This is a genomic window from Halalkalibacter hemicellulosilyticusJCM 9152 (assembly GCF_000513115.1).
In the GTDB taxonomy this organism is placed as follows: Bacteria; Bacillota; Bacilli; order Bacillales; family Bacillaceae_D; genus Halalkalibacter; species Halalkalibacter hemicellulosilyticus.
In genome coordinates, this window is the sequence record NZ_BAUU01000024.1 from 1 (window position 1) to 15,691 (window position 15,691).

At 41.6% G+C, this 15,691-nt stretch carries 18 protein-coding genes; 13 read left to right on the forward strand and 5 right to left on the reverse strand.

What is annotated here, in order from left to right; genetic code table 11:
• Positions 1–93: 93 nt before the first annotated feature.
• The 7 genes from JCM9152_RS23405 to JCM9152_RS21465 all read left to right on the forward strand — a co-directional run bounded on the left by JCM9152_RS23405 (position 94) and on the right by JCM9152_RS21465 (position 7,269).
• Complete coding sequence (locus JCM9152_RS23405; protein ID WP_173402080.1) at positions 94–495, forward strand: transposase; 402 nt, start codon at positions 94–96, stop codon at positions 493–495.
• Positions 470–607: a hypothetical protein gene (locus JCM9152_RS23410; protein ID WP_235715729.1), complete on the forward strand. Its 138-nt coding sequence runs from the start codon at positions 470–472 to the stop codon at positions 605–607. Before JCM9152_RS23405 ends, JCM9152_RS23410 begins: the two co-directional genes overlap by 26 nt.
• Positions 604–1,542: an IS3 family transposase gene (locus JCM9152_RS14810; protein ID WP_035345931.1), complete on the forward strand. Its 939-nt coding sequence runs from the start codon at positions 604–606 to the stop codon at positions 1,540–1,542. Before JCM9152_RS23410 ends, JCM9152_RS14810 begins: the two co-directional genes overlap by 4 nt.
• A gap of 108 nt (positions 1,543–1,650) precedes the next feature.
• Positions 1,651–2,928 (forward strand): IS110 family RNA-guided transposase, encoded by a 1,278-nt coding sequence (locus JCM9152_RS14815; RefSeq protein ID WP_035345858.1) that lies wholly within the window; start codon positions 1,651–1,653, stop codon positions 2,926–2,928.
• A gap of 787 nt (positions 2,929–3,715) precedes the next feature.
• Complete coding sequence (locus tag JCM9152_RS14820) at positions 3,716–4,336, forward strand: YvcA-related protein (RefSeq protein WP_052015986.1); 621 nt, start codon at positions 3,716–3,718, stop codon at positions 4,334–4,336.
• 245 nt (positions 4,337–4,581) lie between these two features.
• A complete protein-coding gene (locus JCM9152_RS14825; RefSeq protein WP_052015988.1) occupies positions 4,582–5,196 on the forward strand; it encodes a YvcA-related protein in 615 nt (204 codons plus the stop codon).
• Positions 5,197–5,223: 27 nt separating this feature from the next.
• Entirely contained in the window at positions 5,224–7,269 is a 2,046-nt protein-coding gene (locus JCM9152_RS21465) for a DUF6792 domain-containing protein (protein WP_052015989.1), read from the forward strand.
• Between the two features lie 73 nt (positions 7,270–7,342).
• On the opposite strand, the gene dnaB is transcribed toward JCM9152_RS21465, so the two are convergent.
• The 5 genes from dnaB to JCM9152_RS14855 all read right to left on the reverse strand — a co-directional run bounded on the left by dnaB (position 7,343) and on the right by JCM9152_RS14855 (position 10,851).
• Entirely contained in the window at positions 7,343–8,632 is a 1,290-nt protein-coding gene (dnaB, locus tag JCM9152_RS14835; RefSeq protein ID WP_035345860.1) for a replicative DNA helicase, read from the reverse strand.
• Complete coding sequence (locus JCM9152_RS14840) at positions 8,625–8,960, reverse strand: replicative helicase loader/inhibitor (RefSeq protein WP_035345862.1); 336 nt, start codon at positions 8,958–8,960, stop codon at positions 8,625–8,627. The genes dnaB and JCM9152_RS14840 overlap by 8 nt, the downstream gene beginning before the upstream one ends.
• Positions 8,957–9,751: a DnaD domain-containing protein gene (locus JCM9152_RS14845; protein WP_052015991.1), complete on the reverse strand. Its 795-nt coding sequence runs from the start codon at positions 9,749–9,751 to the stop codon at positions 8,957–8,959. The genes JCM9152_RS14840 and JCM9152_RS14845 overlap by 4 nt, the downstream gene beginning before the upstream one ends.
• A gap of 56 nt (positions 9,752–9,807) precedes the next feature.
• A complete protein-coding gene (locus JCM9152_RS14850; RefSeq protein ID WP_235715730.1) occupies positions 9,808–10,287 on the reverse strand; it encodes a competence protein ComK in 480 nt (159 codons plus the stop codon).
• A 288-nt stretch (positions 10,288–10,575) separates the two neighbouring features.
• On the reverse strand, positions 10,576–10,851 hold the full coding sequence (locus JCM9152_RS14855; RefSeq protein ID WP_052015992.1) for a helix-turn-helix domain-containing protein: 276 nt from the start codon (positions 10,849–10,851) through the stop codon (positions 10,576–10,578).
• A gap of 697 nt (positions 10,852–11,548) precedes the next feature.
• On the opposite strand from JCM9152_RS14855, the gene JCM9152_RS22680 reads away from it, so the two are divergent.
• The 6 genes from JCM9152_RS22680 to JCM9152_RS14870 all read left to right on the forward strand — a co-directional run bounded on the left by JCM9152_RS22680 (position 11,549) and on the right by JCM9152_RS14870 (position 15,196).
• Positions 11,549–11,743 (forward strand): LPXTG cell wall anchor domain-containing protein, encoded by a 195-nt coding sequence (locus JCM9152_RS22680; RefSeq protein WP_158318445.1) that lies wholly within the window; start codon positions 11,549–11,551, stop codon positions 11,741–11,743.
• A 362-nt stretch (positions 11,744–12,105) separates the two neighbouring features.
• A complete protein-coding gene (locus JCM9152_RS24145) occupies positions 12,106–12,264 on the forward strand; it encodes an HTH domain-containing protein (RefSeq protein ID WP_081728069.1) in 159 nt (52 codons plus the stop codon).
• A gap of 52 nt (positions 12,265–12,316) precedes the next feature.
• Complete coding sequence (locus JCM9152_RS23755) at positions 12,317–12,451, forward strand: hypothetical protein (protein ID WP_268870743.1); 135 nt, start codon at positions 12,317–12,319, stop codon at positions 12,449–12,451.
• Positions 12,452–12,760: 309 nt separating this feature from the next.
• On the forward strand, positions 12,761–13,633 hold the full coding sequence (locus JCM9152_RS14860; protein ID WP_035345864.1) for an Rpn/YhgA-type helix-turn-helix domain-containing protein: 873 nt from the start codon (positions 12,761–12,763) through the stop codon (positions 13,631–13,633).
• A gap of 478 nt (positions 13,634–14,111) precedes the next feature.
• On the forward strand, positions 14,112–14,759 hold the full coding sequence (locus tag JCM9152_RS14865) for a plasmid pRiA4b ORF-3 family protein (protein WP_235715731.1): 648 nt from the start codon (positions 14,112–14,114) through the stop codon (positions 14,757–14,759).
• Between the two features lie 134 nt (positions 14,760–14,893).
• Positions 14,894–15,196 carry a hypothetical protein gene (locus JCM9152_RS14870; RefSeq protein WP_035345866.1) on the forward strand — a complete coding sequence of 101 codons (303 nt, stop codon included), beginning with the start codon at positions 14,894–14,896 and terminating at the stop codon, positions 15,194–15,196.
• Positions 15,197–15,691 lie beyond the last annotated feature (495 nt).

The window sequence follows — 15,691 nt, forward strand, 5'->3', positions numbered from 1 at the left end:
ATTTGTTTAATTTCCATATCCCCCTCTGTTAGGATAGATGTCGTACGATACTTTAGTGTTATAGTTAAGTAAATAACACGGAGGTCGATCGATATGAAAGGAAAAAACGGAGTACGATATTCGAAGGAACAGAAAGAAGTCATTGTTAATCGGATGATGCCACCAAATAACGAATCAGTGGCGAATATTTCACAGGAAGCCGGTATCTCAGAAGTGACGCTGTACAAGTGGCGTAAGGAAGCTCGTGAAGCTGGTGTGGCAACGCCTGGAAATGGACAAACCAGTGACAAATGGAGCAGTCAAGATAAGTTTTTGATCGTGATGGAGACCTTTACGATGAACGAAACCGAACTGGCTGAATATTGTCGTAAAAAGGGATTGTACAGTGAACAGATTGAGGCATGGAGAGTAGCTTGCCTCCAAGCAAATGGACAAGTATTTGACCAATCAAAAGCAATTAAATGGTGCATTGAAGGAAGAACAAAAGCGTGCTAAGCAATTAGAAAAAGATCTTCAAAAGAAGGAAAAAGCATTAGCGGAAGCTGCTGCCTTACTTTTGCTTAGAAAAAAGGCCCAAGCGATTTGGGGGGAAGACGAGGAAGAATGATAAGCCCATCAAATCGCGCATTAGCTGTAGAACTCATCCAAGAAGCCAATCAAAACGGTGCGCGGTTAGCGAAGGCTTGTGAGGAACTTCATATTAGCGTACGAACCTACGAGCGTTGGGTGGAAGAGGGCGATGTAAAAGTGGATCAGCGTCCCTTTGCGAAAAGACCTGTGCCAAAAAATAAGTTGTCCGAGGAAGAAAAGAAGGAAATACTCGAGGTTGTCAAACAAGAAGATTATGCCGATTTACCACCGACACAAATTGTTCCAAAGCTTGCCGATAAAGGAACATACATTGCGTCAGAATCCACGTTCTATCGTGTGTTACGCGAAGGAAAGATGCAACACCATCGTGGTCGTAGTCAGAAGCCAACACGAAGAATTCCTGAGAGTCATCTGGCCATATCGCCAAACCAGGTATGGACATGGGATATTACGTGGCTTGGTGGACCTGTGAAAGGCTTGTATTATCGCCTCTATTTAATTCTCGATTTATTTAGTAGAAAAGTAGTTGGATCGGAAGTTTGGGAAAAAGAAGAGGCAAAACACGCTGAGACGCTTGTAAAAAGGGCAGTCATCAACGAAAAAATCCAAGGAGCACCACTCGTGCTACATTCAGATAACGGAAGTCCGATGAAAGCTGAGACATTTTTGAGTTTACTAGAGAAATTAGGGATCCAAAGCTCCTTTTCAAGGCCGCGTGTAAGCAATGATAATCCTTATTCTGAAGCTATGTTTCGGACTCTTAAATATCGACCTGATTATCCTCATAAAGGTTTTGGAACACTTGAGGAAGCGCGACAATGGGCACACCAATTTGTCCATTGGTATAATTACATTCATCTGCATAGTGGACTGAATTACGTAACACCAGCACAGTGTCATGCCGGAGAACACGTAACCATATTGACAAAGAGAAAGGAGCATTCCTGTTAGAAGAATGTTCGGAGACTTGAAATAAAAAGAGCCCTCTTGGTATGATACGGGGTGTCAAATCGTGCACCGAGATGACCCCTAACTGAGTTAACCAAGGAGGACTTCATAATGGATTTTAAACAAAATCAGAAAATAAATCAAGTCTCTGAAAAAACACTTGTCGTTGGAATCGATATTGCCAAACGCACTCATTTCGCTTGTTTCACTGATGACAGAGGGAGGGTGCTCCAAAAATCATTTCCTGTTTCTCAATCTCTAGAAGGATTCGAACGATTATACCAGCGAATTCTAGCGGCATTAAGAGAACATGATAAAACGGAAATCATCGTTGGGGTTGAACCCACAGGGCATTACTGGCTGAATCTAGCCTATTATCTAGAGGACCGAGGTATTCCTCTTGTCATGACGAATCCGATGCACGTAAAACGTTCAAAAGAGTTGGACGACAATCTTCCAACCAAACATGATCGCAAAGATGCATTAGTTATCGCTCGCTTGGTCAAAGATGGACGTTTTAGTTATCCACGTATTCTCAAAGAGGTTGAAGCAGAATTACGTGCAGGATCGACATTTCGATCCAAATTAACAGAAGAATTGGGTGCTGTTAAAAACAGGATGATCCGTTGGCTAGATCGCTATTTCCCTGAATTTACACAGGTGTTTCCTTCGTTCGGTAAAATGGCACTGGCTGCCCTGGAATGTACGCCATTACCATTGGATCTACATGAAAAAGACCCTGATGAAGTATTAGAACGTTATCGCAATGTAGATGGGCTCAAATCACCTCAAAGACCAAAAGCACTTCAACTAATTGAACTAGCTGCACAATCAATTGGAGTTACGGAAGGATGTCAGATGGCACGTTATGAAATGACCACACTCGTTCGCCGTTTCCACCAATTGGAGCAGGATATTGAAGACATCACCCAGCAGTTAGTTGAACTTGTTCAAACATCTGTAGAATACGATTGGCTTAAGACAGTCCCAGGTCTCGGTGACACAACAATCGTTGACCTACTAGCTGAAATCGGAAGCTTTTCACATTATGAAGATCCACGCCAACTAATCAAACTAGCGGGACTCACATTACGTGAAAATTCATCGGGGCAGCACAAAGGCCAAAAACGTATTTCTAAACGAGGAAGAAGGAAGTTACGAGCACTCCTATTTCGTGTCATGATGCCGATGATTCGTCATAATGAAGCTTTTCGTAAACTACATGAACATTACACGAATCGCTCGATCAATCCTTTACGTAAGAAGCAGTCAATTGTGGTCCTTTGCGGAAAACTACTAAAGGTCTTACATGGAATTAGTACAAAGCACAGAGCATTTGATGCACAGCGAATGATGAGGGATATCCCTAGTCTCGTAGAGGCTATATAAAACCCTACCCTTTTTAGACCTAGACAACAGGATGACACGGAGAAGCTGGCACTATTTTCACCATTCGACCTAGAGTCCCTAAAGGAGCTTCGCTAGCCTCTGCCTTATGACTAGACCGAACGAAGGAATGTAGCACACAGATGCCCAGAGACATGGGAGGGTACGTCATCATAAGTTACGCAGAGATCCATGGTGCATCGTATAATTTCACAACGCTACTTACAATAATATCCAGTAGCGACCGCGTAGCGCACCCTTAGATTGGTTTAGTTTCACATAATATCAAATTCAAATTACTGTTAGAGGTCGTGTCGAAAAATATTTTTTTGATACCTCAAAAACGCGTAAAACCGTTGATATATCAATATTTATAGAGGGAGGTATACGAGGCAGCAAGAGCAAAGCATCCAGAACGATGGGCAAGGAGTCTAAGAAATTGGACACCAATTGAAAAAGTAGCCCTTAATCCAATGCATGATGACGGGAAGAGGAAATGTTGAGTCCGCCATCATACACTTTATTCCCTGGTGATTTGAATGGATTTCCTTTCCATTCAAATCACCAGGCCAGCAAGCGTAGCGCGGTAGCATTGACTGAACACTAAAGTAATTAAATGCGACAACTATATTGACAAACACCGTCAAGCGAAAACTGTTAACTTTAGTTTAGCAGTCACAAAAAGCCGTAGTATAAATGCCTCAAAAAGAAAAATCTCCCAAATATGAATTGAAAAAAATGGATAGCTTATGCCAGAATGAGAAGAGCATCGAGGAAGGGAGGAGGTTCTTTGCGAAAGCTGAAAGGAATCGCCTTAGTACTAGTGATGATCGTAACAGGAGGATGTATGATGAATGCACCAGACGTACCTGCGTTTGAAGATGAATTCACGAGAGAATTTATGAAATCGACGAAGGCAGTGGAGGAAGGGTTTTATTTATTTGAATCGAAAACAGGTGGGTATACGATTTGGTTTCCGGAGAATGCGGTGACTGAATCTGAATACTATGTTAAAGCAGGCGATCAAAGAGAGAATACAAGTATAATGGAAGTATATGGTGAAAACCTTTATTATCGAGCAAGGCTATGGTATGAGGATAGATCTGTAACTGAAATGATTGAACCACAATTAAGTCTCCTCTCTAGTTCAGCGGGTGGATATGAAGGGGAATATGAGGAATTTCAATTTGGAAACAATACATATTATTACGCAACAACAGTGTATGAAACTGATGGCGGAAATCAAGTATATCGATTTTTTAGTTATATTAAATCAAATTTGAATGAAAAAGGGATAAGGTTTACTTATACAACTTCATGTAATAATTTTAAAGATCCATGCACTATAGATGTCGAACAACAAGAGAAACATGCACTCAAGTTAATGAAATCAGTAGAGTTTCAAGAATAATCTCGTTTGTTCGTACACAGTGACTTACTATCATTTAAATCTTCAGAAAAGTCATAGCCTCAAAGATTGATAAGAACAAGAAAATACTCCTACAAATCGTAAACCACACCAAGGAACTGCTCGTAAATCCCCGTAAAAAGCCATAGTACAAATGCCTCAAAAAGAAAAATCTCCCAAATGCTAATTGAAAAAAATGGATAGCTTATGCAAAAATGAGAAGAGCATCGAGGAAAGGAGGAGGTTCTTTGCGAAAGCTGAAAGGAATCGCCTTAGTACTAGTGATGATCGTAACAGGAGGATGTATGATGAATGCACCAGACGTACCTGCGTTTGAAGATGAGTTTACACGAGAATTTATGACGTCGACGAAGGCAGTGGAGGAAGGGTTTTATTTATTTGAATCGAAAACAGGTGGGTATACGATTTGGTTTCCGGAGAATGCGGTGATGGAGTCTGTTTACTATGAGAAATTAGGTGATCATCGAGAGAATATTAGTATTATGGAAGAATACGGAGAAAATCTCATGTATCGATTAAGGTTGGATTACGATAGTAGACCTATAGCTACAGATATTGATATTCAGTTGAGTGTGTTATCCAGATTGGCTGATTTCGAAGGTGAATATGAAGTGTTTCAACATGGAGATAATACTTACTATTATGGTACATCAACTTTAGACATTGGTGATGGAGATAGGGCTTATCGTTTTTTTAGCTATATAAAATCAGATAAATATGAGAAAGGCATTACATTTATTTTTATGACCACGTGTAGAAATTTTCAGCATCCATGTTCAGTAGAAATTGAGCAACAAGAGATTTATGCACAAAAATTAATGAAATCAATAGAATTTCATTAATAGAAATTGAGTCTGGAGGTGATGGGTTTGCAAAATCAAGAAGTACTCAATTCAAACTTATTGAGGGCTAGAATTGTTAAAATGGAATATGATGAATTGACGGAATCAGAGGTGAGAAGGGTTATCCTTGAGGAAACAGGAAAGGATAGTCCACAGAATATCACAATCTATCATTCTAATGATATAGATGAAATACACAAAGACGATGTCTATTCAGGGTTTGATGGTACTGTCATTCATTTTTATGACGAATCTAGAGGTATTAATCAGATGTATACTATTCTAAGAGGGAGTGAGAAAGAGGAAAAAGGTAGCTGGAAGCCAAAGGACTGGTTATACAACGGTATGGGGATTGGTATTGGGCAAAGTAATAGTCAATATACTGATACAATAAAATTTAAGGAGATTGTGGTAAAAAAAATCAATCAATCAACTCCTGATATAGTACCATTAATTAGTTTAGGTTTAGCTCACTCCTTAGGCGGTAATAATGCTGTAAATGCTCAATTAACAGAATTAATTTTTGATAAAATATACGTGTTTAATCCAGCGCCATCGAGTGTCTATCATTTAGCTTATTTTGATGAGGAGTTTATGCTTGATATTTCAAGGAATTTTGGAATTGAACATGACTTCTCCCAACTCCACACCATCCCCCCAGACGAACTCGTAGCCTTTGGTGAGGAATACTACAAATCTCGTATGGACGAATCGTCTATTCAGCGTCTCATTATTAAAGAGGAAATGCTATTTGGTATGCTGAAAATGCCGGGGTTTATGGATATTGGTGAAGCGGAGATCGTTTCAACGATCGATGGTCATGAGGGGATACAGGAGGTGGTTGCGGCGATTCCTGATGAGGTGATCTTTGCGTTTCAAGAGTATCTGTCTGAATACGCGGCCGTTTACAATCAAGAAGGGTTTGATGGTTTCTTTCGTGAGATGACGGGGATTCAGCCGGAGCTGTTCGATGAGTTGGCGAAGTTGAATGCCATGAGGGAAGGAGAGGTTCCATTTTCATTTCAAACGTTTAGCGAATCGGCAAGTAAAGCGGTGTATGCAGGTATTCAATCGTTCCTACCTGCATTGACGAATGCCCTTACTAAGCTGCCCAAAGCCATTGCTTTTGTTCGAATGCTATATAAGGAGCTACCAGCCATTGTTGATGTGATGGTGGAACAGCAAATCATCACGATTGAAGAAGGGCGAGAGTTGGTACAAGCCGTTCGATCGCTGGAGATCGAATTAAACAATGCGCACATAGATATCATACAACTGCATAGTTATTTTAATAGACACCATGTGATGTTTAAGCCAATTGGTGTGTTGCTTCATGAATTTTTTTCTAATGTGGATCGATTTAAAATGCGTTTAGATCGCATGAATGAAGATAGGGCGATCATCCGAACACATCTATCGACTATCGTTGACTATTTTCATGTAAGTGCTGAGGCTCATACGATGGATTATGTCATTGAGTATTTGGGGAAAGAGTCGGGTTCAGATATTTACAAAGTGTATGACCCTGAATCGAATGATATGATCTATGTTCATGATGGCTTAACGTCGGAGGCTTTGTTGGATAAGCTGGCGAATGTTGATTTGTTTGGTGCAGTAGGTGGAACTGGACGAACCAATCGCTCAGGTGGACAGGAAGTTTATGTGAATATTTCCTCGGCGATTCGGATTTTCCAAAAAGGGAAAGAGGCTTGCGCGAACGTATTAATGGAATTGACGCGCATGCAGCAGACGTATGAACGGGACGTGCTTGGTGATGATGAGCGAAGGAAGCAGCGTTTGCGTCAGCAGATTCATCAAATGGAGCAGAACCCGAATGTGTATCAAAGACAATTCTTCGGACAAGCGACGCACGTCTACTCGATACAACGAATTTCTGTGCAAGAGTTTATTCCCGCTTTACCACAAACGATCACAGACCCTTTCGAGGAATTCTTTCACTACTATCGAAAAGACTTAAGGCAAACGATGGCATTGATTGAAGAAATGAGAGTCGCCATCGAGACGTTGTTTGAACATGATGAACATATTGCGAACATTTTTAAATATGCTTAGTTTAAATACGCTCGCGGGGGAAGAGGAAATAGCGTCCCGTAGAACCCCATCTCCTCGTGTCCGTGTCTCACCCTTACGTCCTCTCCTCACGACTCATGTTCACATACCGGCCATATTCCTTTTCAAACATAGCCTCCACCGTTCCCGTCGGTCCATTTCGTTGCTTGGCGACGATGATCTCGATTTTGTTCGGATGCTCGGAGTCCTTCTCATAATAGTCATCTCGGTATAAAAATGAAATGATGTCAGCGTCCTGTTCGATGCTTCCCGATTCGCGGATGTCAGACATCATCGGACGTTTCATTTGTCTTGATTCTACTTTTCTTGAAAGCTGAGATAAAGCAATGATCGGGACGTCGAGCTCTCTCGCTATCGCTTTTAACGATCTTGAGATCTCAGACACTTCCTGCTGGCGATTTTCGTTTCGCTTCATAGTCGGTTGAATGAGTTGGAGATAATCGATGAAGACGAGATGTTCCTTGTCAGGGTATTTGCGTTTGATTTCACTTATCTTTGCACGAATTTCTGCTACATTCAACGTTGGGCTATCAATCATTTCAAAATCCCATTGTTCAATTGTCCCGATCGCCCGTACCGCTCGGTTATAATCTGCTGCGGAAAATAAGCGTGTCGGGTTCTTCCATTTCATGCCGTCAATTCGACCTTCTCCATTCAGCCATCTCATTGCCAATTGCTTATCGGACATCTCCAATGAGAAAAAGGTCGTCACCCCTCCTTTGCGACAGTTCACCGCACCCATATGTAAGGCAAATGCCGTTTTACCGACGGACGGTCGAGCGGCCACTATGATGAGGTCTTGCTTTTGCCATCCTCCTGTCATTTTGTCCAAATCGAGAATGCCACTCGGCCTCCCTGTCAGACCTTCCGTCGAATCGTGCATCGCTTCGACCACGTCAATTAGAATTTCCTGCTTCGTTCGATGCTGTTTCTTAATCGTCTGCTCTTGAATGTGTTGCAAGTCTGTAATGAGGCTAGAGATCGTTTCATCACTTGCTTGGTCAGGGAATTGTTGCGTGCGTTGGATCGCTTCTCGCCTTCTGAACGCCTCAAGAATTAGCTCTTCATAATGCTTAACATTGCTCGTGGAAGCGACTGCGTTCATCACATCTGATAAGTAAGCGACGCCTCCAATCGGTTCAAGTACATCTCCTAACGTGGTCACAACCGTCACTAGATCAGGCGGTGTATCACGCTGCTCTAACGTGCGCATCGTCTGGAAAATGAGTTCGTGGCGCTTCTCGGAAAAGTGCTCTGCCTGTAAGCTACATTCCTTGATTCGTTCAGGCTCGATGAGAATGGTTCCAAGCACAGCCTGCTCGGCAAAGGATATCTCCTCACTCATCTTCGTTCTCCGCTAGAACGAGTTGCTGGAAGCGCGCTTGAAATTCAGCGATTTGTTCTTTCGTTGGCGGATTTTCAGAGGCGACCTTTTCATATTCCTGCGTCTTCTTCAAGGTCTTGTTTTGACGATCGGGGAAAGCGGCGATATCGGCCATCGTGGGCGGCCATGGATTCGTCATAATATGTTCATTCAAACGCTTCAACACGCGCACAAGATCCATATCCAACAAGGCTGGCACAAGCATGTTCATTTTTCGTTCTGTTAGCTCAAAGGAAGGGTAGACTTCATGAATCGTCAGAAGAACTTCCGCTGCTTCTTCATTTGTCATGAGAACTCACCTCTTCTCACTCTATCCAGTAAGTCGGTTGCACTCGAATCTCGATGTCGCTTCTGCTGACGAACGTCTCTTGCTTCAATCGCCTGCAAGGATGTCAGGTTATCATTGACCCACCTTTTCAAAATACCTTCAGCGTAATCCCATTTCTTTTGCTTTCTTAATGCTTTCTTCATCGCAAGAATAATGACCTCTGCCTCCAATTCCTCTAACCAATGAGAAAGCGATTGGGCGATAAACGGATTGAGAACACCGATGTTCTCTTCGTAAAAGGTGAACACCGCACCGGTGAGGTCTTGTTGTTGTTCTTTGTCTTGTTCTTGTTCTTCTTCTTGTCCACGTAACGTTGACGTATCGTCGTGATCTTGGGAGAAAGAAGCAAATAGACTGTGAATCGTCGGATTGTCCACTGCTCGTCCGACAAAATCAATGAAAGACGTATCCTTCACATCTTCAAGCTCCTTCTGAATACAATCTAACATCGGCTTGCCACCCCGCTTGAGGTTATACTTCCCCCAATTCTTAATCGCCACCTCCCTCGTCTTATCGTTATAGCGAATGAGGTCGTGCTGGTGTATGAATCTCTCAAACAACAGCTGCACCGTTTCAATCGAGAAGCCTGTTTCAAAAGCAACCAATTTTTTTGTGATGCGATAAATGCCGATTTGTGTCACCTGTGGGTTCGTAAGCAAATAGATAAAGAAGAATTTATCCTCTGGTGTCATCTCCTCTATCACTTTTGGGTCATGCCAGAACCCCGTTTGAACCATACGAAACTTTGCCATCTCATGATCCTCCTATTCGAATATCGTTTATGTGTGAAAGTGAGCGTGAACAGGCACTACTCTTTTTCCCAGCCTTTCGAAAATCGCACGATACAATAGCTTGTCCGTTGCATTTGACGCTGTAACACTTGCAGAGAAATGGGCACCTCTAACTTTTCATAGTTTTTAAAGACAATCAGGGAATAGTCAGGATTTTTCAGGTGTGGTTGAATCGTTTTCACATGATGGTAGAAGATCCAAATGCAATCTGGAGATGAAGGTGAGGATGTGGGGAACGCGTAAATGAATTCATTGGGGTTAATCGGAATCGGAACCTTATTTTGCGCTCCTGTTTGGGAAATGACGGCCAAACGCCTGCCATCGTAGGTCGATCCTCCATGAAGGCAGGCATCTTTAATTAAGGAGAGGGTGACTTGATCAACCTTCCGTTGCTGATGGGGCTCTATCGCTAGTGTGTGGTAGTCGATTTTTCTTGCGGGAAGTAAGGCCATCGTATCCTTCGTAATTTCATAATGAGTTACAATTGTCGAGATCACTCTATCAACTCCTAGATATGGGATAGGGAATAAAAAGTGTGGCTAATCTATGTGAACTGCTCTAGAAACAGGGGTTGGAGAAAGGGACGGAGATTATTCGATGTGAGGTAGTTTGAATAAATTTAACAGGATTTGGATAATGAAATTGGGTTTGCGTATCGATGAAAGTGGTCACCTTTTATACCATTAGTCGAAATGAGCAGTTTGAGAGGAAACGAGTAGACCGAAATTCAAGTTGATGAATGGGCAGCAAAAGAAGCCCGGCGTTTCGATAGAATGAATAAAGTACTAATCTTGTTGATGGATTTTTAAAGTAGGGAATACTCGATTGTATGCATCGTTTGTTAGCTCATGTGGGTGTGAGAGATCTAGGCCTTTGGCAATTTTCATTTGCATGTAGCTGGTCATACTTGTTTTGCCTCGTTCAATATTCGATAGGTGATTGCGACTCATATTGGCATACTCCGCTAATTCTTCAAGAGTGAAGCCACGTTCTGTTCGTAGCAAGCGAACGCGTTGACCAATATGGCGTTCGAGCTTCTCCTTAAATGGATCCTTTTCCATACGGTTGTCTTCCTTTTTTTCACCATTATGCAGTCGCTTAAAGGGAGTCACCATACATTATAGTGGATGTTGTGAGGGAGGATCTATCAATGTTGCAGAAGTAAGTGGGAGAAGGGTTGAGAGGTGAGGAGCCGCGATCATCCTCATTCCGTTAAATAAGTAAAATCTGGATTGGAAGGTGAATTGTGTAATCGACGTTCCGCTAGGTGAATAAGTAGGATGGTATAAAATAATTAATGGGTAATTAAAGAATTAGGTATGGAAAGTCGCAAAGCTCTGTTAAATCAGAGATCCCATGAAGGCGAATAGGTTCGGTTTCAAGCGGAACCTCATTCCGTTAAAGTTAGGGAATCTGCTTAGAAAGCATATGAAGAGGAACGTCATTCCGCTATTCAGGTGAAATGAACAGGAAATGCACGAGGAAAGGGAGGATAGCGGAATGAGGTTCAGGAAAAGTATCTAAACTAGCCATTATTGACCAAATAGCGGAATGAGGTTCTGCGCCCAGTCAGATCCTCCGTTCTTTTCAGCATACACTATGATCTGAATATGGGTACAGTCTGAAAACCGCACGATGCAATATGACGTCGTTTATGGTGGTAGAAAATCCGTGCGTAATCAACGATCGGGATTGAATTTGCGGTGTTTGCTGCAGATGCACACCAACATCACGAACAAGATCCTGGAAGCCCAAAAGGTGAGAATCCAGTTAAAGAGCCTACAAGTCCAACAGGATCAGGTGAGGGAGAAGGAAATAAATTCTATAACAAACGATTCATTACCTAATACGGCAACCAATTTCTATAATTTGTTAGTGGCAGGAATGATGTTCGTTGTCATAGGGTTCATCGCTTATGTTATTCGACGACGTCAGTTGAATTTACAACAATAATAAATATATACACAAACATGTTCATTACAGGACTGTTTCTTTAAGGGGATTCATGCTTTTAGAAACAGTCTTTTTTTGTTGGTAGGTAGAGCTAGCATACTCATGATCAGTCTAAAGATACCTACGAAAAAATCGTTAGAAGGTAGGTATAACCTACTATACGAGCTTGGTAGATTTCCTATGCGCCCTCCTAATATGTGTAAAGGCAAACGATCGGAAATTGATAGCATCATTCCTAATATGCAGGTAAAATCAAAGTGTTCGATACAATGAACTCCTTTTCCGCTAAAGCGGAAAAAAGGTAACTTAAGGAATTGTAAGCGCTCGCATATACTTGAGCTAGAAAGGAGCAAGGAAAGCAAATGAACCTACTGAGTAAAAGAGAGGTGGAAATTCTTCATTTGTTACGGAATAGTAGCAGGTATCAAACAGGTGAAAGTATAGCCCTACTATTAGAGGTTTCGTCAAGAACAGTTCGGAATGATATTAGTAAACGATTTCCTCACAAATGTACAAAATGAGCTATTCGTCTGTTCATAAGAGGGCTCGTGATAATAGCAGGTCTACTTAAAAATGAGTAGGCCTGCCAATCGTGTTGTTGAACGTGTTGTCGACTCAAATGAGGAGGGTGAATGTATCATAAGGGCATGGTTAACCTATGTCGCCATTAATGAGAGTGGCATACTGGTAATCGTGTATGAATTATAGGGTCTGGAACGAGAGAAGTAGAGGCACGAGTAACTGATACGCTCAAAAGGGAATCCTTATTTTTTTATGTGTGAGGAATGGGAATAGTAGTGCCAAGAAGGGACTCGACGATTCTCTATTTGAAGGAATGACAGTAGGAAAAGTGAAATAGAGATTGGGTTAAAAATAAAATTGTAAAATGGCAAGAGCAGCAGAAAGAGAGAGCGGGGGAGAGATTTTTAGTGAACCTTTCTCTACTCACCTATCTTTATATTGTAAAATGCTGTATAATAAAATAGAACGTATGTTCTAGTATGAGAGGGTGAGAAAATGATAGACCATGACCGATTGTTTAAAGAAGTGCTGACGACCTTTTTCGAAGAGTTCATTCTGCTGTTCTACCCCCAAGTGTACGAAGCTGTCCGTTTTGATGATGTCCGCTTTCTCTCCGAGGAGCTCTACACAGACGTCACTGTCGGAGAGAAATACCGCGTTGACCTGTTAGTTGAGACGACATTGAAGGAAGAGAAAGCCCTCATCTTAATCCACATCGAACCACAAAGCTATGTTCAAGAACAATTCAATGAACGGATGTTTATTTATTTCAGCCGTTTGTACGAGAAATACCGCCGCCCGATTCTCCCGATTGCCCTTTTCACCTATGATACGAACCGCGCGGAACCGAATACGTTCCACGTCCACCTCCCATTTGCTGATATTCTTCAATTTCAATTTTTAAAACTAGAACTGCAAAAAGAAAACTGGCGCAATTATATTCGTACAGAGAACCCAGTAGCAGCGGCTTTTTTAGCAAAAATGGGGTATACTAAAGAAGAGAGAATCGAAGTAAAGAAAGAATTTCTACGTATGTTAGTTAGAATGGAAATTGACCAAGCAAAGCAAACACTCCTCACAGGATTTTTCGAAACGTACCTACCACTAACTGAAGACGAAGAAACCCAACTGATAAACGAGGTGAAACAAATGAAAGGAAAGGAAGGAGACCAGATCATGGAAGTGATGGTGTCGTATGAGCGGAGAGGTATGGAGAAAGGAATAGAGAAAGGGATGGAGAAAGGAAAGTTAGAAATGGCACGGAATCTACTGCGAGAAGGTGTGGATGTTGCTATGGTTGTACGTGTGTCAGGGTTGTCGAGGGAAGATGTGGAGCGGCTTGTATTAGAAATAGGGAAGGAATCGTGAAGGTCGGAAAGTGAAGTGAGTAGAGGGATAAGGAATCGCCGCTTTCTTTTTCGATAGGTCCACCTCCTTCCGCTAATGATGAGAATTCAGGGTTGAAAGTTGAATCGTGTAATCGATGTTCCGCTATTTAATGCAAAAGAGCGGTGTGAGCTGTGGAGATGGGAAAATAGAGGAATGAGGAACCGCCAAGGGTGGCAAAATGGCCTGAGGGGGTGTGAATAGAGGAACGGGGGACCGCATGAGTTGTAAAAAGGGAATCCCTGTCCACTAAGTCGAACCATAAGCGTATAGAAGGAAACGTCAAACAAACACTTGCAGCAATCACGAACGAAAGAAAACGATTGATAGGGACTCCTTCATTGTGAGCGTCTTCATGTTAAACTTGTAGGGTGAAATAGCAAGGTTAGCTGTTTACCCTATTAGATTAAACCGGATCGTTAATAAACTCGGACCATAACTCCAAAAGGATGATGTCAAATTGAAATCATACATCTTAAAAATCGAATTAGATGGATCGAACCCACTCATATGGCGTCGAGTCATTATGCCTGCAGGAGCAACATTTAAAAGGCTTCATGATGTAATTCAGAATGTGACTAATTTCCAGAGTGGTTATCCACATATGGATTATCACCTCTATGAATTTCATCTTCCAGAGGACAACAAATCAGTTACAAATAACGAAGAGGCTTATCTTGAACACCAGAACTATAAAAAGAATAAAGCGATGTTTGCGCAGCGGTTAAAAGAGATGCCATCAGATATGCTGAAGTTTGAAAAGAGTTACCAGGAAAGGTTAAAGGTCGAAGTTCGTAAACCGACGGGGTTAAAGATCGATGATTACGTAGAGAACGATCGTGAATTGAGATATACCTATGACTTTGGTGATGATTGGCAATTTACCATTAAGCTTGAAGAAACGGTGGATGATTATTATTTTGGATTTCCGACGCTTCTTGATGGAGCAGAAACAGCACCGCCTGAAGATGTCGGCGGGATCGATCAATTTTATGAGTTCTGGGAGGCATATCAAGATCCAAAGCATCCTGAACATGAAGAGATGAGAGCATGGGCGAAAGGTTGGATTTCAGACAATATGATCCTAATGAGATTAATGAGAGGTTGAAAGCGATTAGCTATAAAAAGACCGAGTGGGACAAGATTCACCACGAAAGGTATATCGTGATTGAAGATAAGTATAGGAAGAGATGAATGATTTCGTGCAGTATCATAAATGATATTTGAAAAGGGGAAAGTTCAATGAAGTATTCAGAAGTAGAAGTACATAAGCTGATGAAAGCAAAGGGCTTAAGTTTGGAAGAACAAATAAGAGCTAGCATCTTAAATTTCATCAGAACGATTCATCTTAATAATCAAAATTTCATTGAAACCTCTTATAGATCAGAGTTCTTCGGTGATCTTCCAATGACTTTCCAAAAAGAACAAGGTCAAGTGATGGGATTGATTACTGCAAAAGTGAATGGAGAAGTAAGGAAGTTTGTATTCAATGATCAGGGTTACGAAGAGATAGAAATGTTGCTACAGCTCATTGAAGAAAAGTAGTCATCATTACGCTGATCCATTAGGTAGTAGTCGTTCCAATACGCCAGGTGAATAAGTAGGGTTCTAGCAAGAGAATTCGGTATGGAAAGTCGCAAATCTCCATTAAATCAGAGATCCCATGAAGGTGAATAGGTTCGATTTCAAGCGGAACGTCATTCCGTTAAAACGAAGAAATACGTCGTTTAAGCGTATGAAGGGGAACCTCATTCCGTTATTCAGCTGAAATGAACGGGAAATGCACGAGGAAAGGGAGAATAGCGGAATGACGTTCCGAAAGGGCAGGCTAAAACGATTTGATAAAGGAAATAGCGGAATGAGGTTCCATCAAGGCGAATATCACTTAGGGAAGAATCGAGGATGATGTTGGTGAATGGGCAGGTGGCGTTTGGTTCGCTCGTTACCTCATAATATTAATGGATTCAGGCTGATTCGCCTTTTCATATCTTTCTTTTTCTGCATGTCCTAAAAAAAGAAAGCGAAGGACGGTATGCGGAT